General features: G+C 73.8%; 18 protein-coding genes. 9 read left to right on the top strand and 9 right to left on the bottom strand.

The window, feature by feature from the left end; genetic code table 11:
- Positions 1–89 precede the first annotated feature (89 nt).
- The 5 genes from ACYVOF_RS10020 (at position 90) to ACYVOF_RS10000 (ending at position 9,357) form a co-directional block, all read left to right on the top strand.
- On the top strand, positions 90–2,111 hold the full coding sequence (locus ACYVOF_RS10020; RefSeq protein ID WP_460866083.1) for a maltotransferase domain-containing protein: 2,022 nt from the start codon (positions 90–92) through the stop codon (positions 2,109–2,111).
- Positions 2,112–2,181: 70 nt separating this feature from the next.
- Positions 2,182–4,050 carry a maltose alpha-D-glucosyltransferase gene (treS, locus tag ACYVOF_RS10015; protein ID WP_460866081.1) on the top strand — a complete coding sequence of 623 codons (1,869 nt, stop codon included), beginning with the start codon at positions 2,182–2,184 and terminating at the stop codon, positions 4,048–4,050.
- Complete coding sequence (locus ACYVOF_RS10010; protein WP_460866079.1) at positions 4,047–5,495, top strand: maltokinase N-terminal cap-like domain-containing protein; 1,449 nt, start codon at positions 4,047–4,049, stop codon at positions 5,493–5,495. Before treS ends, ACYVOF_RS10010 begins: the two co-directional genes overlap by 4 nt.
- Before the next feature lie 167 nt (positions 5,496–5,662).
- Complete coding sequence (glgB, locus tag ACYVOF_RS10005; RefSeq protein ID WP_460866206.1) at positions 5,663–7,843, top strand: 1,4-alpha-glucan branching protein GlgB; 2,181 nt, start codon at positions 5,663–5,665, stop codon at positions 7,841–7,843.
- A 116-nt stretch (positions 7,844–7,959) separates the two neighbouring features.
- Positions 7,960–9,357, top strand: coding sequence for a neutral zinc metallopeptidase (locus ACYVOF_RS10000; RefSeq protein WP_460866078.1), 1,398 nt, complete (start codon positions 7,960–7,962; stop codon positions 9,355–9,357).
- A 30-nt stretch (positions 9,358–9,387) separates the two neighbouring features.
- On the opposite strand, the gene ACYVOF_RS09995 is transcribed toward ACYVOF_RS10000, so the two are convergent.
- The 6 genes from ACYVOF_RS09995 to ACYVOF_RS09970 all read right to left on the bottom strand — a co-directional run bounded on the left by ACYVOF_RS09995 (position 9,388) and on the right by ACYVOF_RS09970 (position 15,389).
- Positions 9,388–10,287 (bottom strand): tetratricopeptide repeat protein, encoded by a 900-nt coding sequence (locus tag ACYVOF_RS09995; RefSeq protein WP_460866204.1) that lies wholly within the window; start codon positions 10,285–10,287, stop codon positions 9,388–9,390.
- Between the two features lie 100 nt (positions 10,288–10,387).
- Positions 10,388–10,690: a thiamine-binding protein gene (locus ACYVOF_RS09990; protein WP_460866076.1), complete on the bottom strand. Its 303-nt coding sequence runs from the start codon at positions 10,688–10,690 to the stop codon at positions 10,388–10,390.
- The gene (locus ACYVOF_RS09985; RefSeq protein ID WP_460866075.1) at positions 10,687–11,010 is read right to left on the bottom strand and encodes a DUF3817 domain-containing protein; all 324 of its coding nucleotides are present in this window, start codon (positions 11,008–11,010) and stop codon (positions 10,687–10,689) included. Before ACYVOF_RS09985 ends, ACYVOF_RS09990 begins: the two co-directional genes overlap by 4 nt.
- Before the next feature lie 60 nt (positions 11,011–11,070).
- Positions 11,071–12,042, bottom strand: a complete 972-nt coding sequence (gene meaB / locus ACYVOF_RS09980; RefSeq protein WP_460866073.1) for a methylmalonyl Co-A mutase-associated GTPase MeaB — start codon at positions 12,040–12,042, stop codon at positions 11,071–11,073.
- A gap of 44 nt (positions 12,043–12,086) precedes the next feature.
- Complete coding sequence (locus ACYVOF_RS09975; RefSeq protein WP_460866071.1) at positions 12,087–13,277, bottom strand: acetyl-CoA C-acetyltransferase; 1,191 nt, start codon at positions 13,275–13,277, stop codon at positions 12,087–12,089.
- A gap of 141 nt (positions 13,278–13,418) precedes the next feature.
- Positions 13,419–15,389, bottom strand: coding sequence for an arylsulfotransferase family protein (locus ACYVOF_RS09970; protein WP_460866069.1), 1,971 nt, complete (start codon positions 15,387–15,389; stop codon positions 13,419–13,421).
- Between the two features lie 253 nt (positions 15,390–15,642).
- Here ACYVOF_RS09970 and mce point away from each other — a divergent pair, with 253 nt between their 5' ends.
- From mce to ACYVOF_RS09955, 3 genes are all read left to right on the top strand, one after another.
- Complete coding sequence (gene mce / locus ACYVOF_RS09965; RefSeq protein WP_460866067.1) at positions 15,643–16,086, top strand: methylmalonyl-CoA epimerase; 444 nt, start codon at positions 15,643–15,645, stop codon at positions 16,084–16,086.
- A 104-nt stretch (positions 16,087–16,190) separates the two neighbouring features.
- A complete protein-coding gene (ccrA, locus tag ACYVOF_RS09960) occupies positions 16,191–17,531 on the top strand; it encodes a crotonyl-CoA carboxylase/reductase (RefSeq protein WP_460866066.1) in 1,341 nt (446 codons plus the stop codon).
- A 50-nt stretch (positions 17,532–17,581) separates the two neighbouring features.
- Entirely contained in the window at positions 17,582–18,922 is a 1,341-nt protein-coding gene (locus tag ACYVOF_RS09955) for a hypothetical protein (protein WP_460866064.1), read from the top strand.
- Here ACYVOF_RS09955 and ACYVOF_RS09950 read toward each other — a convergent pair.
- The 3 genes from ACYVOF_RS09950 to nucS form a co-directional block, all read right to left on the bottom strand.
- Entirely contained in the window at positions 18,903–19,205 is a 303-nt protein-coding gene (locus tag ACYVOF_RS09950; protein WP_460866062.1) for an ATP/GTP-binding protein, read from the bottom strand. The genes ACYVOF_RS09955 and ACYVOF_RS09950 overlap by 20 nt on opposite strands.
- Positions 19,206–19,262: 57 nt before the next feature.
- Complete coding sequence (locus tag ACYVOF_RS09945; RefSeq protein WP_460866060.1) at positions 19,263–21,041, bottom strand: 3-hydroxyacyl-CoA dehydrogenase family protein; 1,779 nt, start codon at positions 21,039–21,041, stop codon at positions 19,263–19,265.
- Positions 21,042–21,157: 116 nt separating this feature from the next.
- On the bottom strand, positions 21,158–21,817 hold the full coding sequence (gene nucS / locus ACYVOF_RS09940) for an endonuclease NucS (RefSeq protein ID WP_460866058.1): 660 nt from the start codon (positions 21,815–21,817) through the stop codon (positions 21,158–21,160).
- Positions 21,818–21,910: 93 nt separating this feature from the next.
- On the opposite strand from nucS, the gene ACYVOF_RS09935 reads away from it, so the two are divergent.
- The gene (locus ACYVOF_RS09935) at positions 21,911–22,435 is read left to right on the top strand and encodes an NUDIX domain-containing protein (protein ID WP_460866202.1); all 525 of its coding nucleotides are present in this window, start codon (positions 21,911–21,913) and stop codon (positions 22,433–22,435) included.
- Positions 22,436–22,497 lie beyond the last annotated feature (62 nt).

The following is a 22,497-nucleotide window of genomic DNA, read 5'->3' as shown; positions in this document are numbered from 1 at the left end:
GGCATCGGCCGGACGATCACGGCAGGGTGGGTCGGGCAGGTGCACCGGGAGCCGCCCGGGTGCCGTGGGGACAGGGAGCGTGCGCACGCATGGGTGGACGGCTCGGCATCGACGACGTGGCTCCCGCGGTCTCGTGCGGCCGCGACCCGGGCAAGCTCGTCGTCGGCGAGGTGCTGCCCGTCGCGGCCACCGTGTGGCGCGAGGGCCACGACGCCGTCGCCGCCACCCTGGTCTGGCGCGGGCCGAGCCCGGGGGCGCGCACCACCACGGTGACGATGACCGAGGGCGAGGAGCCGGACCGGTTCCACGCGCTGGTCTCCGCCGACCGTCCCGGCATGTGGTCCTTCCGCGTCGACGCGTGGTCGGACCCGGTCGCCACCTGGCGCCACGCCGTGGAGGCGAAGCTGGGTGTCGGGCAGGGGCCGGCCGAGCTGGCCAACGACCTCGAGGTGGGCGCCCGGCTGCTCGACCGCGCCGCCGCCGAGGGCCCCGCCGCGGCGCGGGCCGTGCTCACGGGTGCGGCCGCGGCCCTGCGCTCCGACGCCGTCCTGCCCGAGCGCGTGGCGGCCGCGCTGTCCGCCGAGGTCGCCGAGCTGCTCGCCGCGAACCCGGTGCGCGACCTGGTGACCCGCGGGCAGACCTACCGGGTGTGGGTCGACCGGACCCGGGCGCTCGACGGCGCCTGGTACGAGCTCTTCCCCCGCTCCACCGGGGGCCGCGACGCCCAGGGCCGGCCCGTGCACGGCACGTTCGCCACCGCGGCGGCCGCGCTGCCCCGGGTGGCGCGGATGGGCTTCGACGTGGTCTACCTGCCGCCGATCCACCCGATCGGCGAGGTCAACCGCAAGGGTCCCAACAACACCCTGACCCCGGGCCCCGACGACGTCGGCTCCCCGTGGGCCATCGGCTCGGCCGCGGGCGGGCACGACGCCATCCACCCGCTGCTCGGCGACGAGGACGACTTCGCCGCGTTCGTGGCGGCCGCCGCCGACCTCGGCCTCGAGGTGGCGCTGGACTTCGCGCTGCAGTGCGCCCCGGACCACCCCTGGGCGGTCGCGCACCCGGAGTGGTTCACGGTGCTGCCCGACGGCACCATCGCCTACGCGGAGAACCCGCCGAAGAAGTACCAGGACATCTACCCGGTGAACTTCGACGGCGACCCGGCGGCGACGCCCGGCGCACCCACCCGCCTCTACGACGAGGTGCTGCGCGTCCTGCTGCTGTGGGCCGGCCGCGGCGTGCGCATCTTCCGCGTCGACAACCCGCACACCAAGCCGCCGAACTTCTGGGCCTGGGCCATCGCCGAGGTCAAGCGCGTCCACCCCGACGTGCTGTTCCTGGCCGAGGCCTTCACCCGCCCGGCCCGGCTCTACGGCCTGGCCCGCCTGGGGTTCACGCAGTCCTACACCTACTTCACGTGGCGGACCTCGAAGCAGGAGATCACCGAGTTCGGCGAGGAGATCGCGTCCCGCGCCGACGAGGCCCGGCCCAACCTGTTCGTCAACACCCCGGACATCCTGCACGCGAGCCTGCAGCACGGCGGGCCGGGCATGTTCGCGATCCGCGCCGCCCTGGCCGCGACGCTCTCGCCCACCTGGGGCGTCTACTCCGGCTTCGAGCTCTACGAGGGCGAGGCGGTGCGGGAGGGCAGCGAGGAGTACCTGGACTCGGAGAAGTACCAGCTGCGGCCCCGCGACTTCGAGGGCGCCCTGGCCCGCGGGGAGTCCCTGGAGCCCTTCATCACCCGGCTCAACGAGATCCGCCGCGCGCACCCGTCCCTGCAGCAGCTGCGCACCCTGCGCTTCCACCCCACCAGCAGCGACGCCCTCGTGGCCTACTCCAAGACCGACCCCGTCACCGGCGACGCGGTGCTGGTCGTGCTGTCGCTGGACCCGTTCGGCGCCCAGGACGGGATGGTGTGGCTGGACATGCCCGCCCTCGGCCTGGACTGGCACGACCGGGTCACCGTCACCGACGAGGTCACCGGCGAGATCTACCAGTGGGGCGAGGCGAACTACGTGCGGCTCGAGCCGTGGAAGGCCGTGGCGCACGTGCTCGCGCTGCCCTACCTCGACGAGGCCGCCCGCACCCGCGTCGCCCGGCGGCCCTGACCCGGCCCCGGCCGTCCCGCCACCACCCCGCAGCCGCACCGCCCCGCACCCCCCGAGACACCGAGGTGAGATGAGCTCCCCCGAGCAGACCGAGACCGACGCCGAGCACACGCCCGACGGGCACCTCGTCGAGTCCAGCGCCGACGACTACGCCCACGCGCGCCAGCTGCGGGTGGACGACTCGTGGTTCAAGCGCGCCGTGTTCTACGAGGTCCTGGTGCGTGCGTTCCACGACTCGGACGGTGACGGCACGGGCGACCTGCGCGGCCTGGCCGAGAAGCTGGACTACCTGGCCTGGCTGGGGGTGGACTGCCTGTGGCTGCCGCCGTTCTACGACTCGCCGCTGCGGGACGGCGGGTACGACATCCGCGACTTCCGCGCCGTGCTCCCCGAGTTCGGCACCGTCGACGACTTCGTCCACGTCCTCGACCAGGCCCACCGGCGCGGCATCCGGGTCATCACCGACCTGGTCATGAACCACACCTCCGACACCCACCAGTGGTTCCAGGAGTCGCGCTCGGACCCCGACGGGCCCTACGGCGACTTCTACATGTGGGCCGACGACGACGAGGGCTACCCCGACGCGCGGATCATCTTCGTCGACACGGAGAACTCGAACTGGACGTGGGACCCCGTCCGCAAGCAGTACTACTTCCACCGCTTCTTCTCCCACCAGCCGGACCTCAACTACGACTGCCCGGCCGTGCAGGACGCGATGATCGACGTGCTGCGGTTCTGGCTCGACCTCGGCATCGACGGCTTCCGCCTCGACGCGGTGCCCTACCTGTTCGCCCGGGAGGGCACGAACTGCGAGAACCTCCCCGAGACCCACGCCTTCCTCAAGCGCTGCCGGTCCGTCGTCGACACCGAGTACCCCGGCCGGGTGCTGCTGGCCGAAGCCAACCAGTGGCCCGCCGACGTCGTGGAGTACTTCGGCGAGCCGGGCGTGGGCGACGAGTGCCACATGGCGTTCCACTTCCCGCTGATGCCGCGGATCTTCATGGCGGTGCGCCGGCAGAGCCGGTTCCCGATCTCGGAGATCCTGGCCCAGACCCCGGACATCCCCTCCAGCGCCCAGTGGGGCATCTTCCTGCGCAACCACGACGAGCTGACCCTGGAGATGGTCACCGACGAGGAGCGGGACTACATGTACTCCGAGTACGCCAAGGACCCGCGGATGAAGGCCAACATCGGCATCCGCCGCCGCCTGGCCCCGCTGCTGGAGAACGACCGCAACCAGCTCGAGCTGTTCACCGCGCTGCTGCTCTCGCTCCCCGGCTCGCCGGTCCTCTACTACGGCGACGAGATCGGCATGGGCGACAACATCTGGCTCGGTGACCGCGACGCGGTGCGCACCCCGATGCAGTGGACCCCCGACCGCAACGCGGGGTTCTCCCGGGCGGACCCGGCCCGGATGTTCCTGCCGGTGACGATGGACGCCACCTACGGCTACCAGGCGGTCAACGTCGAGCAGCAGTCCGGCTCGACGAACACGTTGCTGCACTGGACCCGTCGCATGATCGAGGTCCGCCGCCAGCACCCCGCCTTCGGCCTCGGCTCCTTCACCGAGCTGGGCACCTCGAACTCGTCGGTGCTGACCTTCCTGCGCGAGCTGGCGCCGTCGACGGCGGAGCGCCGGGTCAGCGACGTCATCCTCTGCGTCAACAACCTGTCCCGGTTCCCGCAGGCCGCACAGGTCGACCTCTCCGTCTTCGCGGGCCGCACCCCGGTCGAGCTGACCGGCTCGGTCCCCTTCCCCCGCATCGACGACGCGAACGGGAGCAGCTACATGATCACCCTGCCCGGGCACGGCTTCTACTGGTTCGCCCTGCAGGCGGACCGGGGCCAGCCCCACGACCCCGCCCCGGTCACCGGCTCGGAGGTGGTCGGCGACGACGAGGTCTCGCCCACCGCCGCGCAGGCGGGGGTCCGGCTGTGACGCCCGCGCTCCCCGACACCCCCGCGCTCGAGGCCGCGCTGCGCGCCTGGGTCCCCACCCAGCGCTGGTACGCGGCCAAGGGCCACGCGGTGACCTCCCTGCACGTGGCCGAGCGCCAGGTCCTCGCCGAGGGCGGCGGCGACGAGCCCCGCGTCGAGCACCTCCTCGTCGCCGTCGAGGCCGACGGCGTGCCCGCCGCGACCTACCAGGTGCCCCTGGGCTTCCGTGCCGACGTGGCCGGTGAGCTCGCCCGGTGGGCGCTGCCCGCGGCCGGAGAGCAGTCCCCCGACGCGGCCGTGGCCTACGACGGGCTGCGCGACCCCGCCGTCATCGCCGTGTACGCCCGGGCGCTGGCCGGCCGCGAGACCCACGGCGGCCTGGACTTCCGGGTCGTCGACGAGTCCACCCCGCTGCCGGTGGGCACGTCGGGCCGCGTGCTGGGCGCCGAGCAGTCCAACACCTCCGTGGTCCTCGGCGAGGAGCTCCTGCTCAAGGTGTTCCGCCGGGTCAGCCCCGGGGTCAGCCCGGACCTCGAGCTGCACCTCGCCCTCGGCGGCGCCGGCTGCGAGGCCGTCGCGCCCGTGCGCGCGTGGGTCGAGACCCGGCTGGCGGGCGAGGTGAGCACGCTGGCCATGGCCCAGGACTTCGCGAGCAACTCCGCCGACGGCTGGGAGATGGCGCTGACCAGCGTCCGGGACCTGTTCGCCGAGGCCGACCTGCACGCCGAGGAGGTGGGCACCGACTTCGCGGGCGAGGCGACCCGCATCGGCGCCGCGGTCGCCGAGGTCCACGCCTGCCTGGCGGCCGAGCTCGGCACGGGTGAGCGCACCTCCGGCGCGGAGCTCGCCGCCGGGATGGGCGCCCGCCTGGACGAGGCGCTGACCGTGGTCCCCGCGCTGGCCGAGGTGGAGCCTGCGCTGCGCGCGCTGCACGCCGAGGCCGCCGCCGCGGTGTCCGACGGCCCCGGCGGGCTCGTGCAGCGGGTCCACGGCGACCTGCACCTCGGCCAGGTGCTGCGCACGCCTTACCGCTGGCTGGTCATCGACTTCGAGGGCGAGCCCGCGACCCCGCTGGACGCCCGCCGCGAGCCCGACTCCCCGCTGCGCGACGTGGCCGGGATGCTGCGGTCGTTCGACTACGCCGCCCACCAGCAGCTGCTCGAGGGCGGCGGCGACCCCAGCCCGCAGCTGGCCTTCCGGGCCCGGGAGTGGGCCGCGCGCAACGTCGAGGCGTTCTGCGACGGCTACGCCGAGGTCTCGGGCACCGACCCGCGGGCCCAGGCGGCGCTGCTCAAGGCCTACGTCGTCGACAAGGCGGTGTACGAGTGCGTCTACGAGGCGCGCAACCGGCCGCACTGGGTCGACATCCCGCTCCGCGCGATCCGCCGCGTCACCTCCGGCCTCACCGGGGACCCCGTCCGCGTGCCCACCCCCGAGGAGGACTGATGACCAAGCCCAGCCCCGAGCCCCGTCCGCGCCCCACCCCCGCCGGGACCACCCCGGCCGCCACCACCCCGGCAGCCACGACCCCCGCCGCCACCCCCGCAGCCACCACCCCCACGGGCACCACCGCCGCCGCGGCGCCGGCACCCGCCCCGGCCGCACCGCCGGAGCTGCGCCCGGACGCCGCCGAGCTCGGGCGGCTGCTGTCGGGCACCCACCACGACCCGCACTCGGTCCTCGGCGCCCACGAGGTCGCCGGTGCCACCGTGGTGCGGGCGCTGCGGCCGGACGCGGCGTCGGTGGTGGCTGTCGTCGGGTCCCAGGAGCACCCGATGACCCACCTCGAGGGTGGGCTGTGGGGCGTCGCCCTGCCCTTCACCGGGCTGGCCGACTACCGCCTGGCCGTCACCTACGGCGAGGACACGCACCTCGTCGCCGACGGCTACCGGTTCCTGCCCACCCTGGGCGAGGTCGACCAGCACCTGTTCTCCCAGGGCCGCCACGAGCGGCTGTGGGAGGTCCTCGGCGCCCACCCCCGCAGCTACGACACCCCGGACGGCACCGTCGCCGGGGTCTCGTTCGCGGTGTGGGCCCCCAACGCGCGCGGCGTCACCGTCGTCGGCGACTTCGACGGCTGGAGCGGCCGCGCCACCCCGATGCGCAGCCTCGGCGCCACCGGCGTGTGGGAGGTCTTCGTCCCCGGCCTCGGCCTGGGCACCCGCTACAAGTTCCGCGTCACCGGCGCCGACGGCTCGGTGGTCGACAAGGCCGACCCGATGGCGTTCGCCACCGAGGTCCCACCCGCCACCGCCTCGGTCGTCGCCGAGGCGGCAGGCGCGTACACCTGGACCGACGAGGCGTGGCTGGCCGAGCGCGCGCAGCAGCAGCCCCACGCGCGGCCGATGAGCACCTACGAGGTGCACCTCGCGTCCTGGCGGCCGGGCCTGGGCTACCGCGAGCTGGCCACCGCGCTGGTCGAGTACGTCACCGAGATGGGCTTCACCCACGTCGAGCTGCTGCCGGTGGCCGAGCACCCGTTCGGCGGGTCCTGGGGCTACCAGGTCACCTCCTACTACGCGCCGTCGAGCCGGTTCGGCACGCCCGACGAGCTGCGCCACCTCGTCGACGCGCTGCACGCCGCCGGCATCGGGGTGCTCGTCGACTGGGTGCCCGCCCACTTCCCCAAGGACGCCTGGGCGCTGGCCCGGTTCGACGGCACCGCGCTCTACGAGCACGCCGACCCGCGCCGCGGCGAGCAGCGCGACTGGGGCACCTACGTCTTCGACTTCGGCCGCAGCGAGGTCCGCAACTTCCTCGTCGCCAACGCGCTGTACTGGCTCGAGGAGTTCCACGTCGACGGCCTGCGCGTCGACGCCGTCGCCTCGATGCTCTACCTGGACTACTCCCGCGAGGAGGGCCAGTGGGAGCCGAACGTCCACGGCGGCCGGGAGAACCTCGAGGCGGTGGCGTTCCTGCAGGAGATGAACGCGACCGTCTACAAGCACCACCCCGGCGTGGTCACCATCGCCGAGGAGTCCACCTCCTGGCCCGGGGTCACCCGGCCCACCCACCTCGGGGGCCTCGGCTTCGGGATGAAGTGGAACATGGGCTGGATGCACGACACGCTCGCCTACACCGCGCACGACCCGGTGCACCGCAGCTTCCACCACCACGAGCTGACGTTCTCGCTGGTCTACGCGTGGAGCGAGAACTTCGTGCTCCCGCTGAGCCACGACGAGGTGGTGCACGGCAAGGGCTCGCTGTGGACCCGGATGCCCGGGGACGCCTGGAACAAGGCCGCGGGCGTGCGGAGCCTGCTCGGCTTCATGTGGGCGCACCCCGGCAAGCAGCTGGTCTTCATGGGCGGGGAGTTCGGCCAGCCCACCGAGTGGTCGGAGGAGGCGGGCCTGGACTGGGGCCTGCTCACCGACCCGGAGCACGGCGGGCTGCACCGCGGCATCGCCGCGGCGGTGACCGACATGAACCGGGCCTACCGCGACCACCCCGCGCTGTGGACGCTGGACACCTCGCCGGAGGGCTTCTCCTGGATCGACGCCAACGACGCGGCCAACAACGTGGTCAGCTTCGTCCGGGTGGGCTCCGACGGCTCGGAGCTGGTCTGCGTGGCCAACTTCTCCGGCGCGCCGCACGAGTCCTACCGCCTCGGCCTGCCCCGGTCGGGCGCGTGGCGCGAGGTGCTCAACACCGACTCCTCCGCCTACGGCGGGTCGGGGGTGGGTAACCTCGGCCGCGTCGAGGCGAGCGACCGCAGCTGGCACGGGCGGCCCGCCTCGGTGGACCTGCGCCTGCCGCCGGCGGGCGTGCTGTGGCTCGCCCCCGAGGCCGGCTAGGCACACGGTCGGGGCGGACGGTCGGGGGGCTGGTGGCGGTGGACGGACGACACGGGGGCCTGCGGAACCGGGGGGCTCGCGGCCCGGGCGGCCGGTGGGTCGCCGCCGTCGCGGTGGTGCTCGCCCTCGCGGGGTGCACCTCCTCGGTGGCGGGCACCGCGGGCCCGGAGCGCTACGACCCGGACGTCATCGCCGGGCTGCCCATCTACGACGGCGCCAACGGTGAGCGGCCCGGGGTGCGTCCCGCGGACCTCACCGTGGAGGGCACCACCGGCCAGGGCGTCGACACCCTGGCCACCGACGCGGTGGCCGACGTCCAGGACTACTGGGCCCAGGAGTTCCCGCAGGTCTTCCCGGGCAAGACGTTCACCCCCGTCAGCCGGCTGGTGTCCTACGACTCCACCCTGCCGCGTTCCCGGTCGGAGGAGGTGTGCGGGGAGAACACCGCCGGGTTCGTCAACGCGTTCTTCTGCAACGACGACGACCTCATCGCCTGGGACCGGGGTGAGCTGCTGCCGGTGGTGGAACAGACGTTCTCGCCCATGTCGGTGGTGCTGGTGCTGGCCCACGAGTACGGCCACTCGGTGCAGCGCCAGGCCGGCCTCGTCTCCGAGGACGACCCGACCATCGTCTTCGAGCAGCAGGCGGACTGCCTGGCCGGGGCCTACCTGCGCCACGTCGCGGAGGGCGCGTCGACCTTCTTCACCCTCGACACCTCGCAGGGCCTGAACACCGTGCTCGCCGCGGCCGTCGCCATCCGCGACCCCGTCGGCACCGACCCCCGCGAGCGCGATGCCCACGGCTCCTCGTTCGACCGCGTGACCGCGCTGTCCTTCGGGTTCACCGACGGTCCGACGCACTGCGCGGAGATCACCCCCGACGAGGTGTCGCAGCGGGTGTTCACCGTGCCCACGCAGCTGAGCTCGACGTCGGACACCGGGGACCTCGTCGTCGACGACCGCAGCATCGGCCTCATCGTCGACTCCATGGAGCAGGTCTTCCCGCCCGCCGCCTCGGCGCCCGTGCAGGTCGACCTCAGCGGCGCGGTCGGCGCCTGCCAGGACGGGTCGGACACCCCGCCGGTCTCCTACTGCCCCGCCACCCGCACCATCGCGGTCGAGGTGCCGGCGCTCAGCGCGCTGGGCACCCCCGTCTCGCAGCCCCGCGACCAGCTGTTCTCACCCGTGGTCCGCGGGGACTTCAGCGCCTTCGTGCTGCTCGCGTCGCGGTACATGCTCTCGGTGCAGCAGGACGCCGGGGTGGCGCTGGACGACCCGCTCACCGGGCTGCGCAGCGCCTGCCTCGCCGGGGCGTGGGCCGTGGCCACCAGCGACGCCGGGTCGATCCGGCTCTCCCCCGGCGACCTCGACGAGGCGGTCTCGGGTCTGCTGTCGGACTCCACCGGGGCCAGCGACGTCCGGGGCAACGCGGTGCGCAGCGGCTTCGCCCGCGTCGAGGCGCTGCGCACCGGGGTGCTGCAGGGCCGCGACGCGTGCTTCTCGACCTACCTCTGACCGCCCGCTGACCTCCCGGCCCGGGCCGGGTCAGTAGAGCGCGGAGGCCAGCTTGCGTCGCGCGGTGCTGACGGCCGGGTCGGCCGGGTCGAACAGCTCGAACAGGCCCAGCAGCCGGGCGCGGGCCTTCTCCCGGTCGTCCCCGGCCGTGCGGGCGACGGTCGCGACGAGGCGGGCGAACGCCGCCTCGACCTCCTGGCCGGCCAGCTCGGCGTCCGCGGCCGCGAGCTGCGCGTCCACGTCGGACGGGTCGGCGTCGGCCCGGGCCACGGCGTCGGCGGGCACCTGCTCGAGCCGGGCGAGGAAGCGCACCTGGGCCAGGGCCGCCGTGGCGTCGGCGTTGGCGGGCTCAGCGGCGAGGATGCCCTGGTAGGCCGCCTCCGCGCCGGCGTAGTCCCCCGCCTCGAGCGCCTCCTCGGCGGCGACGACGCGCGGGTCCTCCGGCGGCGGGGCCGGCTCCGCGCCGTCGTCGGGCGCCCCCAGGCCGGGCAGCTGGTCCCCGACCTGGGCCAGGATGCTGTCGATCCAGGCCCGCACCTGGGCCTCGGGCTGCGCACCGGAGAACGCCTGCACCGGCTGACCGCCCGCGACGGCGACGACCGTCGGCAGCGACTGCACGCCGAACACCTCGCCGATGCGGGGGTTGGCGTCGACGTCGACCTTGGCCACCAGGATGCGGCCGCGGTACTCGTCGGCCAGCCGCTCGAGCACCGGGGAGAGCTGGGTGCACGGCTGGCACCACGTCGCCCACAGGTCGACGACGACCAGCGCGGTCATCGAGGTGTCGACGACCACGGACTGGAAGGTGGCCTCGGTGACGTCGACGACGTACGGGCTGGGCGCCCCGGCCGGGCCGGCGGCGCCGGCGGGCGGCTGCGGGGGCGCCTCGGCGCGCGCCTTGAGCCCGGACAGGTCGACGGCGCCCGCCATCGCCGCGGCGGCGGCGGGGGGCACGGGGGGACGGGAGCGGGGGCCGGGACGGGTCACGGCCCCAATCCTGGCACGGCGCCCCGACGGCCGGCGCCGCCGGTCAGTCGTCGCGCAGGTGCGCCTCGACGCGCTCGACCTTGGCCGTGAGCTGGCCGGTGAAGCCGGGCCGGATGTCGGCCTTGAGCACCAGGCTGGTCCGCGGGCTCGACTCCGACACCACGGCGACGGCGCGCTTGACCACGTCCATCACCTCGTCCCACTCCCCCTCGACGGAGGTGAACATCGACGTCGTCTCGTTGGGCAGGCCGGACTCCCGGACCACCCGCACCGCGGCCGCCACGGCCTCGCTGACGCTGCCGGAGGCGTCGCCGCCCGACGGGCTGATGCTGAACGCGACGATCACGACAGCTCCCCCAGCCGGCCGTGGGTGCGGGCCCAGCGCTCGAAGACGACCGAGCCGAACGGCGGCACGCTGGCCACCAGCGCCCACACCGTCACCCCCGGGCTCCACCGCAGCGAGCGGGCGGTCAGCACGGCGACGACGACGTAGAGCACGAAGACCGCGCCGTGGATCGGGCCGAAGATCTTGACCCCCACCTCGTCCATCACCACCAGGTACTTGAACACCATCCCGACGAGCAGGCCGAGCCAGGTGAGGGCCTCGGCGACCGCGACCGCGCGGAACCGGGTGGCGGGGGTGGTGCGCTGCAGGACCGTGGTCATGGCTCCAGTGTGCGACGTGAGCGCGCTCACCGGCCCGTCGGGTGCGGCCCCGGCCCGGGTTCAGCGGTCGTGCTCGGCCAGCAGCCGGTCGGCGGCCGCGTAGGGGTCCGTGCGTCCTGCGACGACGTCGTCGGCGAGGTCGTCCAGCGCGGCCGCTCCGGCGCGGCCGGTCCACCGCTCCCGCACCGCCCGCAGCGCGATGGCCTCGACCTCGGCCTCCGCGCGGTGGCGGCGCCGGGCGGCCAGCGCCCCGTGCTCGGTGAGCCAGGCCAGGTGGGCGTCGAGGGTGGTGACCACCTCGGCCACCCCGGAGGTGGCGTCGCCCGCGGAGTCCCCGGTCGCCACCGTCCGCAGCACGGGGACGTCCCAGCGCTCCGAGGCGTCGCGCGGCCGGGCGTGGGCCATGACCTGGCGGATCTCCCGCGCCGTGCGGTCGGCGCCCGGCCGGTCGGCCTTGTTCACCACGAACAGGTCCGCGATCTCCAGGATGCCGGCCTTGGCCGCCTGGATGCCGTCCCCCATGCCCGGGGCGAGCAGCACCACGGTGGTGTCGGCCAGGCCCACCACCTCGACCTCGGACTGGCCCACGCCGACGGTCTCGACGAGCACCACGTCGAAGCCGGCCGCGTCGAGCACGCGCAGCGCCTGCGGGGTGGCCCAGGACAGCCCGCCGAGGTGCCCGCGGGTGGCCATGGACCGGATGAAGACGCCCGCGTCGGTGGCGTGCTCGCCCATCCGGATGCGGTCGCCCAGCAGGGCACCGCCGGAGAACGGCGACGACGGGTCGATCGCCAGCACCCCGACCCGGTCGCCGCGGGCGCGCAGGTGGCGCACCAGCGCGGCGGTGGACGTGGACTTGCCCACCCCGGGCGAGCCGGTGAGGCCGACGACGTGGGCGCGGCCGGTGTGGGGGGCCAGCGCCGCGGCCACCTCGCGCAGCTGCGGGCTCGAGCCCTCCACCAGCGAGATCAGCCGGGACACCGCCCGCGGCACCCCGTCGCGCGCCTGCGCGACGAGGTCCGCGACATCCACCCGCCGGGGTGCCACGACGGTGGTCCCCCGGCCGGCGGTGGGGCTCAGCTGCGGGCGGGGACGCGCACGATGAGCGCGTCGCCCTGGCCGCCACCGCCGCACAGCGCCGCCGCGCCCGTGCCGCCACCGCGGCGGGCGAGCTCGAGGGCGAGGTGCAGGGTGATGCGGGCGCCGGACATGCCGATGGGGTGGCCCACGGCCAGCGCGCCGCCGTTGACGTTGACCTTCTCCTCGTCGATGCCGAGCTCGCGGGCGGAGACGATGCCGACGGCGGCGAACGCCTCGTTGAGCTCCACGAGGTCGAGGTCGGCCGGGTCGATGCCCTCCTTGCCGCACGCCTTCTGGATCGCACGGGCGGGCTGCGACTGCAGCGTGGAGTCCGGCCCGGCGACGACGCCGTGGGCGCCGATCTCGGCCAGCCAGGTGATGCCGAGCTCCTCGGCCTTGGCCTTGCTCATCACGACCACGGCGCAGGCGCCGTCGGAGATCTGCGAGGACGTGCCCGCGGTGATGGTGCCCTCCTTGCGGAACGCCGGCCGCAGCTTGCCCAGGCCCTCGGTGGTGGTGTCGCCGCGGATGCCCTCGTCGAAGTTGAACTCGATCGGGTCGCCCTTGCGCTGCGGGATCGAGACGGGCACGACCTCGTCGGCGAACAGGCCGTCCTTCCACGCCTTGGCAGCGCGCTCGTGGGAGCGGGCGGCGAAGGCGTCCTGCTCCTCGCGGGTGAGGCCGTCGGAGTCGTTGCGCTCGTCGGTCAGCTTGCCCATCGCCTGGTCGGTGAAGGCGTCGTGCAGGCCGTCGAGGGCCATGTGGTCGGTCATGGTCACGTCGCCGTACTTGAAGCCGCCGCGGCTCTTCTCCAGCAGGTGGGGGGCCTGGGTCATGGACTCCTGGCCGCCGGCCACGACGACGTCGAACTCGCCGGCGCGGATGAGCTGGTCGGCCAGCGCGATCGCGTCGATGCCGGACAGGCAGACCTTGTTGATGGTCAGCGCCGGCACGGTCATGGGGATGCCGGCCTCGACCGCGGCCTGGCGGGCGGGCATCTGCCCCGCACCCGCGGTGAGCACCTGCCCCATGATCACGTACTCGACCTGCTCGGGCTCGACGCCCGCCTTCTCGAGCGCCCCGCGGATGGCGATGGCACCGAGGTCGGCCCCGGAGAAGTCCTTGAGCGAGCCCATGAGGCGCCCCATGGGGGTGCGGGCTCCAGAGACGATGACGGATCCGGTCACGGTTGGTCCTCCAGCGACGGTGCAGGGGCGGTGATGTGGACGGAGATTACCTGCGCCGGGCCGGGGGCCGGGACCCCACCCGAGCGCGGGGGCCGTGCACCCGTCCGGTGCACGGCCCCCGCCCGTGGTCGTGCTGTCCGGCTACCCCACCGGGGTGGCGGTCACGTCCTGGCCGCTGGGCAGCGTCAGGCTGATCGTGTTGCCCGGCCGCGAGAGCACGGCGGTCAGCCCGGCGTCGGTCCCGGCGCACCCGGTGAACGGCGGGATCGTGTACGTCCCCGTGAGCGGCGAGCCCTGGCTGGCGTCCCCGGTCGAGGAGAGCGAGAAGCTGATCGGCCCGCTCTCACACGTCGGGCCCAGCAGACCGGACAGGGAGAACCCACCGACGGTGAAGTCCGCCGCGCGCAGCTTCGTGGTGAAGCTGAACGTGCTCCCGGTGGCCGACGTGCTCGACGTCACCGGGATCGCGGTGGCCGGGTCGAAGGCGAACGTCGCCCGCGACGGGGCGAACCCGAAGAGCAGGAAGTCCGCGTTGACCGGCGGCAGCGAGAGGGTCGACCCGTCGAACGACCCGGGCCCGACCGGAGCGGTGACCGCGAGACCCTGGATGAACGTCGAGCCGGTCACGGCGTTGGTCACCGCGAACAACGGGTTGCCCGCCGCGTCGTACGGCTGCACCTTGACCACCGCCGCACCCGCCGCCCCGGCGAGGGACAGCTGGGTCTCGAACCCGGTGCGGGGCTGGCGGCCGCCCACCGGGACCACGGTCGCGTCGGTCGCACCCGCGAGGACCTGCCAGGACGCGACCTCGGTCGCCCCGTTCCAGCTGGCGTAGACCGACCCGTTCTGCACGACGGAGACGGGGGCGACGGCGGGAGTGGCCGTCCACGGGTAGGTGAACGCCCGGTAGGAGTTCACGCTCAGGCCCATGTCGATCAGCGTCGTGCCGTTGCCGGCGAGACGGGTCGCGGTGGGCGACTGGCCGTAACCGAGGAAGCGGTCCCCGTTGGGCAACGGCTGGTAGCTGCCCGCGAAGCCGGCGTCGATGTCCGGGCTGTGGTGGTAGGCGCGGGTGATGAACGCGGTGCCCTTGGCGGTCCCGTTGCCCGGGAACAGTGCGATGTCCAGGCCCCGGCTCGGGCCGCAGCGCTGGCCGTTGAGCCCGATGGCGTTGCCGTTGTCGAACAGGCTGTAGGTCCCGTTGGGCTGCTCGCGGAAGTCGTGCTGCCAGCAGAAGCCGTAGGCCTCGCTCTGGGGGACGCCGGGCGCGACCTGGATCGGGTTGAAGCTCGAGCTCTTGCCCCCGAGGGTCCAGATGGTGGCCCCCGTGGCCTTGTTGATCTTGTAGGTGGCGAAGGTGTGCCGGCCCGAGATCAGGATGTTGCCGTCGTCGGACTCGTCGATCGAGTTGCCGTGGAAGAAGTCCCAGGGCAGGAAGCCGGCGCGCGGGAAGTTCGAGTCGGTGAGCGCCACGTGGTCGGAGGCCCGCCACTCGAAGAGGACGGCGCCCGTCTCGATGTTCACCTCCTGCGCGACGTAGTCGACGATCACCTGGTTCGCGGGGCCGCCGACGGAGGAGGCATCCACCGTCTTCGTCGGGTAGGAGCCCATCAGCGCGTTGCCGTCCGCCGTCATCTGGAACTCGTGGATGTCGGCGCGCTGCCCGTTGCCCATCGAGATCGTCTTGATCACGTTGTAGTTGCTGTCGAGCATGATGTAGTCGCCCACGCCGCTGCCGGGCACCGCCGAGCCCTCGCCGGCGAAGTACACGAGCACCGGCTGGCCCTTGTAGGTGAACTTCTGCAGGTTCTCCGACAGCCCGGTCGTGGCGGGCTTGAACCACACCAGCCTGCCGCTGCTGTCGAAGATGGTCTCGCCCTCGGAGGAGTCGACGAAGACCTTGTCGGTGGACCCGGTGCCCGGCCCGGTGGCGCACGCACCCGGCACCGCCCCCCACTCGGGGTGCGTGACGTAGGTCTGGGGCGAGGCCGAGCAGGTCGCCGCGGCCGACACCTCGGGCACCGCGTCCGCGCTCACCCCCGGGGGCAGCGGTGCCTCCTGCGCGAGGGCGGCGGGCGCGAGCCCCACCATCAGCGCGGCGGCCGCCGCCACGGTTGTTCCAGCTCGAGACCAACGCATCCAGGGTTCCCCTCAACGACCCGGAGCCGGTGCTCGGCACCCCGGGGGCACGATCGTGACGCGAGCAAACTACGCGCTGCCCAGGGCCGGGAGGTGTCGTTCACGAAACATCCGCCGCTCGAGCGCTCTCCCGTCACGCTGCGTCAACGCCCCGGACGCGCCGCCTGCCCGGCCCCGCCGTCCGGGCAGGTGCCCCCGCCGGGGACCGTCGCCTAGGTTGACGCCCATGAGCAGCCCCCTCGCCGAGAGCGCCCTCGTCCTGGCCGTCGACCACGTCGGGGTCGCCGTGCCCGACCTCGACGCCGCCATCGCCTGGTACCGCGACGTGCTGGGCCTGGAGGTCACCCACCGGGAGACCAACACCGAGCAGGGCGTCGAGGAGGCCATGGTCGGCGTGGGCAACGCGCAGGTCCAGCTGCTCGCCCCGCTCGACGAGACCTCCACGATCGCCAAGTTCCTCGACCGCAGCGGCCCGGGGCTGCAGCAGCTGGCCTACCGCGTCTCCGACGTCGAGGCCGTCTCCCAGCAGCTGCGCGACAAGGGCCTGCGGCTGCTCTACGACGCCCCGCGCCGCGGCACCGCCGGCTCGCGGGTGAACTTCGTCCACCCCAAGGACGCCGGGGGCGTGCTGGTGGAGCTCGTCGAGCCCGCCTCGACCCCGCACGAGTGACCACCGCCACGCCGAGACCGGGGTTACCGCCCAGTAACATCCACTGACCGCAACGACGCGCGCCAGCGCACTCTCGACGAACCCGCGCCCCCGGGCGCACGGAGGTGTCCCCAGTGCAGAAGATCCTCGACGCGATCCAGGCCGACGAGCTCGGCTCGATCGGCGAGATCCCGCTCCCCGAGTCCTACCGGGCGGTCACCGTCCACGCCGCGGACGCGGAGATGTTCGCCGGCCGCGCCACCCGGGACAAGGACCCGCGGGAGTCGCTGCACGTGGAGGACGTCCCCGTGCCCGAGCTCGGCCCGGGCGAGGCGATCGTCGCCGTCATGGCCAGCTCGATCAACTACAACACCGTGTGGACCTCGATCTTCGAGCCCGTCTCCACCTTCAGCTTCCTCAAGCGCTACGGCCGGCTCAACGACCTCTCCAAGCGCCACGACCTGCCCTACCACGTCATCGGGTCCGACCTGGCGGGCGTGGTGCTGCGCACCGGCCCGGGTGTGAGCCGCTGGAAGGCCGGCGACGAGGTCGTCGCGCACTGCCTCTCCGTGGAGCTCGAGAGCCCCGACGGGCACAACGACACGATGCTCGACGACCAGCAGCGCATCTGGGGCTTCGAGACCAACTTCGGCGGCCTGGCCCACCTGTCGCTGGTCAAGTCCAACCAGCTCATGCCGAAGCCGGCCCACCTCACCTGGGAGGAGGCCGCCTCCCCCGGGCTGGTCAACTCCACCGCCTACCGCCAGCTGGTCAGCCGCAACGGCGCCGACATGAAGCAGGGCGACACGGTCCTGATCTGGGGCGCGTCGGGCGGGCTGGGCTCCTACGCCACCCAGATGGCGCTCAACGGCGGGGCCATCCCCGTCTGCGTCGTCTCCTCCCCCGAGAAGGCCGAGATCTGCCGCCGCATGGGCGCGGAGCTCATCATCGACCGCAGCGCGGAGGGCTACAAGTTCTGGTCCGACGAGCGCACCCAGGACCCCAAGGAGTGGCAGCGCTTCGGCAAGAAGATCCGCGAGCTCACCGGCGGCGAGGACCCGGACATCGTGTTCGAGCACCCGGGCCGGGAGACCTTCGGCGCCTCGGTCTACGTCACCCGCAAGGGCGGCACGATCGTGACCTGCGCGTCCACCAGCGGGTACATGCACGAGTACGACAACCGCTACCTGTGGATGAACCTCAAGCGCATCGTCAGCTCGCACTTCGCCAACTACCGCGAGTCCTTCGAGGCCAACCGGCTCATCGAGAAGGGCCTGGTGCACCCGACGCTGTCGCGGGTCTACCCCCTCGACGAGGTCGGCCAGGCCGCCTACGACGTCCACCGCAACCTGCACCAGGGCAAGGTCGGGGTGCTCTGCCTGGCCCCGCAGGAGGGCCTCGGCGTGCGGGACACCGCGATGCGCGAGCGGCTGCTCCCCGAGATCAACCGGTTCCGCGGCGTCTAGCCCCGGCCGGGTCGCCTCGGCGGCCGTGGGTCCGCACGTAACCTGGGCCCATGGCCGCTGAGCGACGAGACCCAGCACCCGGGGCGCACTTCGCCATCGTCCGCAAGGGCTACGACCGCGATGCGGTGGGCACCCACCTGGCCCGGGTCGACGCCGAGCTGCGCGTCACCGCCGCCGACCGGGACGCCGCGGCCGCCCAGGCCGCGGACCTCAGCCGGCGGCTGGACCAGGCGTGGGCAGAGCTGGAGGACCTGCGCAGCCAGGCCGACCGCGCCGCGCTCAGCTCGACCAGCGTCGACGGCCTCAGCGACCGCATGGCCCGCATGCTGCGGCTGGCGCAGGACGAGGCGTCGGAGATCCGGGCCCGGGCCGAGCAGGAGGCCGCCGACGTCCGGGCCGTGGCCGAGCAGGACGCAGCCGACGCCGACGCGGAGCACCAGCGCCGGCTGGACGCGCTGCAGGCCCGCCGCGACGAGCTCGAGGTGGCGCACGCGGACCGCATGGCCGAGGCCGAGCGGGTGGCCGAGGCCGTCCGGGCGCGGGCGGAGGCCGAGGGCGCCGCGGTGGTGGCCGCAGCGCAGGACGAGGCGCAGCAGCTCCGCGACAGCCACGACGGCATCCTGGCGCGCGCCGAGGCCGCGGCCGAGGAGGTCCGCGCCGCCGTGCGGGCCGAGGCGGAGGCGGCACGCGAGGCGGAGGCCGCGCGCGCCGCGGAGGCCGAGCGCGACGCCGCCGCGCGGCTCACGGCGGCGGAGGCGGAGCGCGAGCGGGTCCGGCAGGAGGCCGAGGAGCTGCTGCGGGCGGCCCGGGCCGAGCAGCAGCGCCTGGACGAGGAGGGCGAGCGCCGCCGGGCCGCGGTCGAGGAGGACTTCGAGCTGGCGATGGGCGCCCGGCGCGCGGAGGCCATCGAGGCGGTGCAGGCGCAGGAGGCCACCAGCAAGGTCGAGGCCGAGCGCCGGGTGCGCGACGCGACCACCGAGGCGCAGCGCCGGCTCACCCGGGCCGCGGAGCAGGCCGCCTCGCGCATCGCCGCCGCCAACCGCAGCCTCGACGAGCTGCGCGAGGCACGGGCCCGCATCGGCACCCAGCTGGCCACCGTCCGGGCCCAGCTCGACGACCTCACCGTGGCGCTCGCGCCCGGGGACGCCGAGCTGGCCCCGATCGACGCCGACCACGTCCTCACCGCCGCGGAGCCGTCCGCGGACGCGACGGTCGCGGTGCCGTCCGCCGACCCGGACCCAGGAGCGAGCGGCACCGAGCAGCCGTTCGTGGTCTCCCCCGAGGGCGACGTCGAGCAGTCCCGGCCCGAGCCGCGGGCCACGCCGGCGGCCGGCGCGGCCACGGCGGAGCCCCGCGACGTCGAGGACCGGGTCAGCTCCAGCGCCGGGTGAGCCCGCGGGTCGCACGACCGCGCCAGCACCCGGTGTGCCAGTGCCTGCGGTCCTCGTCCCCGTGCGGGTCGTCGACCGACCACGTCACCAGGTGCGCCGTGCCGGGCACGATCTCGTGGTCGCACCCCGGGCACCGGTAGGTCTTCACGGCCCGGCTGCCCGGGATCGTGCGCACCGCCCAGGTGCCGTCGGGGTGGTCCTCGGTGCGGCCCAACGCCCCCGAGAGCGCCGCGGGCGGCGGCGTGACCGCCGTGCGCCGGCGGGGGCGGTTGCGTCGTCCCACGACGAGCGAGGCTAGTCGTGGCACGTCGCGCGGGCCGTCCCGGTGCCGGGCCGGCGCTCAGCTGTAGTCGCGGAACCCCTTGCCCGTCTTGCGGCCCAGCCGCCCCGCGGTGACCAGGTGCTCGAGCAGAGGCGCGGGGGCGAACCCGGCCTCGCGGAACTCCCGGTACAGCGTCTGCTGGATCGCCAGCGAGACGTCGAGCCCGACGACGTCCAGCAGCTGGAACGGCCCCATGGGCAGCCCGCAGCCCATCTTCATGGCCGTGTCGATGTCGTCGGCGCTGGCGTAGTGCCCCTCGAGCATGGACACCGCGTCGTTGAGGTAGGGGAACAGCAGCGCGTTGACGATGAAGCCGGCCCGGTCCCCGCACGTCACCGGGTGCTTGCCGAGGTCCAGGCACAGCTGCTGGGAGGTGGCGACGACGTCGGCGTCGGTGGCGATGGTGTGGACGACCTCGACGAGCTTCATCACCGGGGCGGGGTTGAAGAAGTGCAGGCCGATGACGTCGCCGGGCCGGGAGGTGGCCGCCGCGCACTCCACGACGGGCAGCGACGAGGTGGTGGTGGCCAGGATTGCGCCGGGCTTGCAGACCGCGTCGAGCGTGGCGAACACCTCGCGCTTGACGGCCAGGTCCTCCGCGATGGCCTCGACGACCAGGTCGACCGAGCCGAAGTCCTCCAGCGCGGTGGTCGCGGTGATGCGGCCCAGCACCTCGTCACGCTCGGCCTCGGTCAGCTTGCCCTTGGTCACCGCGCGCTCCAGGGACTTCCGCACCAGGCCGACGGAGGCCTGGTTGCGCTCGTCGCTGCGGCCGCGGACGAGGACGTCGTAGCCCTTCTTGGCGAACACCTCGACGATGCCCGAGGCCATCGTGCCGGTGCCGACCACGCCCACCGACCAGATCGGGCGCAGCGTGGCGCCGGCGTCGACGGGCGACCCCGGGGTGGCGGCGTCGGCCACGACCTCGCTGGAGTCGGGCCCGGCGTAGGTGTAGAAGCCGCGCCCCGACTTCCGGCCCAGGAGCCCGGCCGTGATCATCTGCTTGAGCAGCGGCGCCGGGGCGTGCAGCCGGTTGCGCGACTGGTGGTACATCGTGTCGAGGATCTCGTAAGCCGTGTCCAGGCCGATGAGGTCGACGAGCGCGAGCGGGCCCATCGGGTAGCCGCAGCCGAACCGCATGGCGGCGTCGATGTCCTCGCGGCTGGCGTAGCTCTGCTCGACCATCCGCACCGCGTGGTTGAGGTAGCCGAAGAGCAGCGCGTTGGCGATGAAGCCGGCGCGGTCGCCGATGACCACGGGCATCTTGCCCAGCTGCTCGACGAAGCCGGTGATGTCGTCGATGACCTCGGGCTCGGTCACCACGGTCCGGATGACCTCGACGAGCTTCTGCACCGGGGCGGGGTTGAAGAAGTGGACCCCCACCACCCGGCCCGGCCGGGAGGTCTTGACGCTGAGCTCGGTGACCGACAGCGAGGACGTGTTCGACGCCAGGATCACCTCCGGGCGCACCACGGAGTCGAGCGTGCCGAGCACCTGCGCCTTGAGCTCGATGCGCTCCGGCACGGCCTCGACCACGAGGTCGACGTCGGCCAGGTCCTGCAGCGAGGTGGTGATGGTGATGCGCGCCAGCAGGGCCTCGGCCTCGGCGGCGTCGAGCTTGCCGCGCGCCACGGCCCGGTCGGTGGAGTGGCGCAGGTGGTCGCGGCCGCGCTGCGCGCCGGCCTCGTCACCCTCGGCGGCGATCACGTCCAGGCCGGAGCGGGCCATCACCTCGGCGATGCCCGCGCCCATGGTGCCGAGTCCGACAACGCCGATGGTGGAGAACTCCCGAGCCACGTCCTGCTCCCGCTTCGCCGAGGGTCCGACGGGTGGTTACCGCCGGGTAGGTTGCGCCGATCGTGCCACAGGCCCGCAGCGTGGCCGACCGGCGGTACGAGGCGGGGCGGGCTCGGTCAGAACAGCCGGAACTCGGTGCTCGCGGTGCCCCGCAGGGCCTCGTAGTCGACGGTGAGGCAGCGGATGCCGCGGTCCACCGCGAGGGTGCGGGCCTGCGGCTTGATCTGCTGCGCGGCGAACACCCCGCTGACCGGGGCGATGAGGGGGTCGCGGTTGAGCAGCTCGAGGTAGCGCGTCAGCTGCTCGACGCCGTCGATGTCGCCGCGGCGCTTGATCTCCACGGCCACCGTCGCCCCGTCGGAGTCCCGGCACAGCAGGTCCACGGGCCCGATGGCCGTCGGGTACTCCCGGCGCACCAGCGACCACCCCTCCCCCAGGGTGGACACGTGCTCGGCCAGCAGCTCCTGCAGGTGCGCCTCGACGCCGTCCTTCACCAGGCCGGGGTCGACCCCGAGCTCGTGGTGGCTGTCGCTGAGGACGTCCTCGATGCCGATGACCAGCTGCTCGCCCGCCTTGTTGGTCACCGTCCAGCTCGCCGGCTCCTCGACCGTCCAGCACGGGGGGCTCATCCACATCAGCGGCTTGTAGGCGCGGTCGTCGGCGTGGATGCTCACCGACCCGTCGGACTTGACCAGCAGCAGCCGGGTGGCCAGCGGGAGGTGGGCCGTCAGCCGGCCGACGTAGTCGACCTGGCAGCGGGCGATGACGAGACGCACGCCGCGAGGGTAGGGCACCACGGGGTCCGTCCCGTCCGGCACGCTGGGGACGTGGAGCAGACGAGCAGCGAGACGGTGTACCGCAACGCCTGGATGACGGTGCGGGAGGACGGGGTGCGCCGGGCCGACGGCTCGGACGGCCTGTACGGCGTGATCGACAAGCCGCACTACGCCCTGGTGATCGCGCAGCGCGGCACCCGGGTGCACCTCGTCGAGCAGTTCCGCTACCCGTTGGGCGGGCGGCGCTGGGAGTTCCCGCAGGGGACGGCCCCGGGGCCGGACGTGCCCGGGGCCGAGCAGCTGGCCCGCCGCGAGCTGGCCGAGGAGACAGGTCTGCACGGAGGCACGTTCACCCTGCTCGGCACCCTCGACGTGGCGCCGGGCATGAGCAGCCAGCGCGGCCGCGTCTTCCTGGCTCGCGACGTGCAGGACGGCGAGCCCGCCCGGGAGGTCGAGGAGCAGGACATGCGCAGCGCCTGGTGGGAGCGCGCCGACGTGGAGGCGGCGGTCGCGGACGGACGCATCAGCGACGCGCAGTCCCTCGCCGCGTACGCCCTGCTGCTGCTGCACGAGCGGCGCCGGCCCCCTCGGGAGGGCGCCTGGACGAAAAGCCCCTGAAACGCCGGAAAGGGGACCCCTGGTGGTGGGGTCCCCTTTCCGGGAATGGTTGTTCGGCGGTG

This window comes from Rhodococcus aerolatus (assembly GCF_054783215.1).
This window is presented reverse-complemented; position numbering and strand designations above follow the sequence as displayed.

What these genes read in the sequence shown, in the direction of transcription:
- ACYVOF_RS10020 (WP_460866083.1), top strand. Translation starts at nt 90, where the DNA reads ATGGGTGGACGGCTCGGCATCGACGACGTGGCTCCCGCGGTCTCGTGC.
- treS (WP_460866081.1), top strand. Translation starts at nt 2,182, where the DNA reads ATGAGCTCCCCCGAGCAGACCGAGACCGACGCCGAGCACACGCCCGAC.
- ACYVOF_RS09995 (WP_460866204.1), bottom strand. Translation starts at nt 10,287, where the DNA reads ATGGCGGGCGCCGTCGACCTGTCCGGGCTCAAGGCGCGCGCCGAGGCG.
- ACYVOF_RS09985 (WP_460866075.1), bottom strand. Translation starts at nt 11,010, where the DNA reads ATGACCACGGTCCTGCAGCGCACCACCCCCGCCACCCGGTTCCGCGCG.
- mce (WP_460866067.1), top strand. Translation starts at nt 15,643, where the DNA reads ATGAGCAGCCCCCTCGCCGAGAGCGCCCTCGTCCTGGCCGTCGACCAC.
- ACYVOF_RS09955 (WP_460866064.1), top strand. Translation starts at nt 17,582, where the DNA reads ATGGCCGCTGAGCGACGAGACCCAGCACCCGGGGCGCACTTCGCCATC.
- ACYVOF_RS09935 (WP_460866202.1), top strand. Translation starts at nt 21,911, where the DNA reads ATGACGGTGCGGGAGGACGGGGTGCGCCGGGCCGACGGCTCGGACGGC.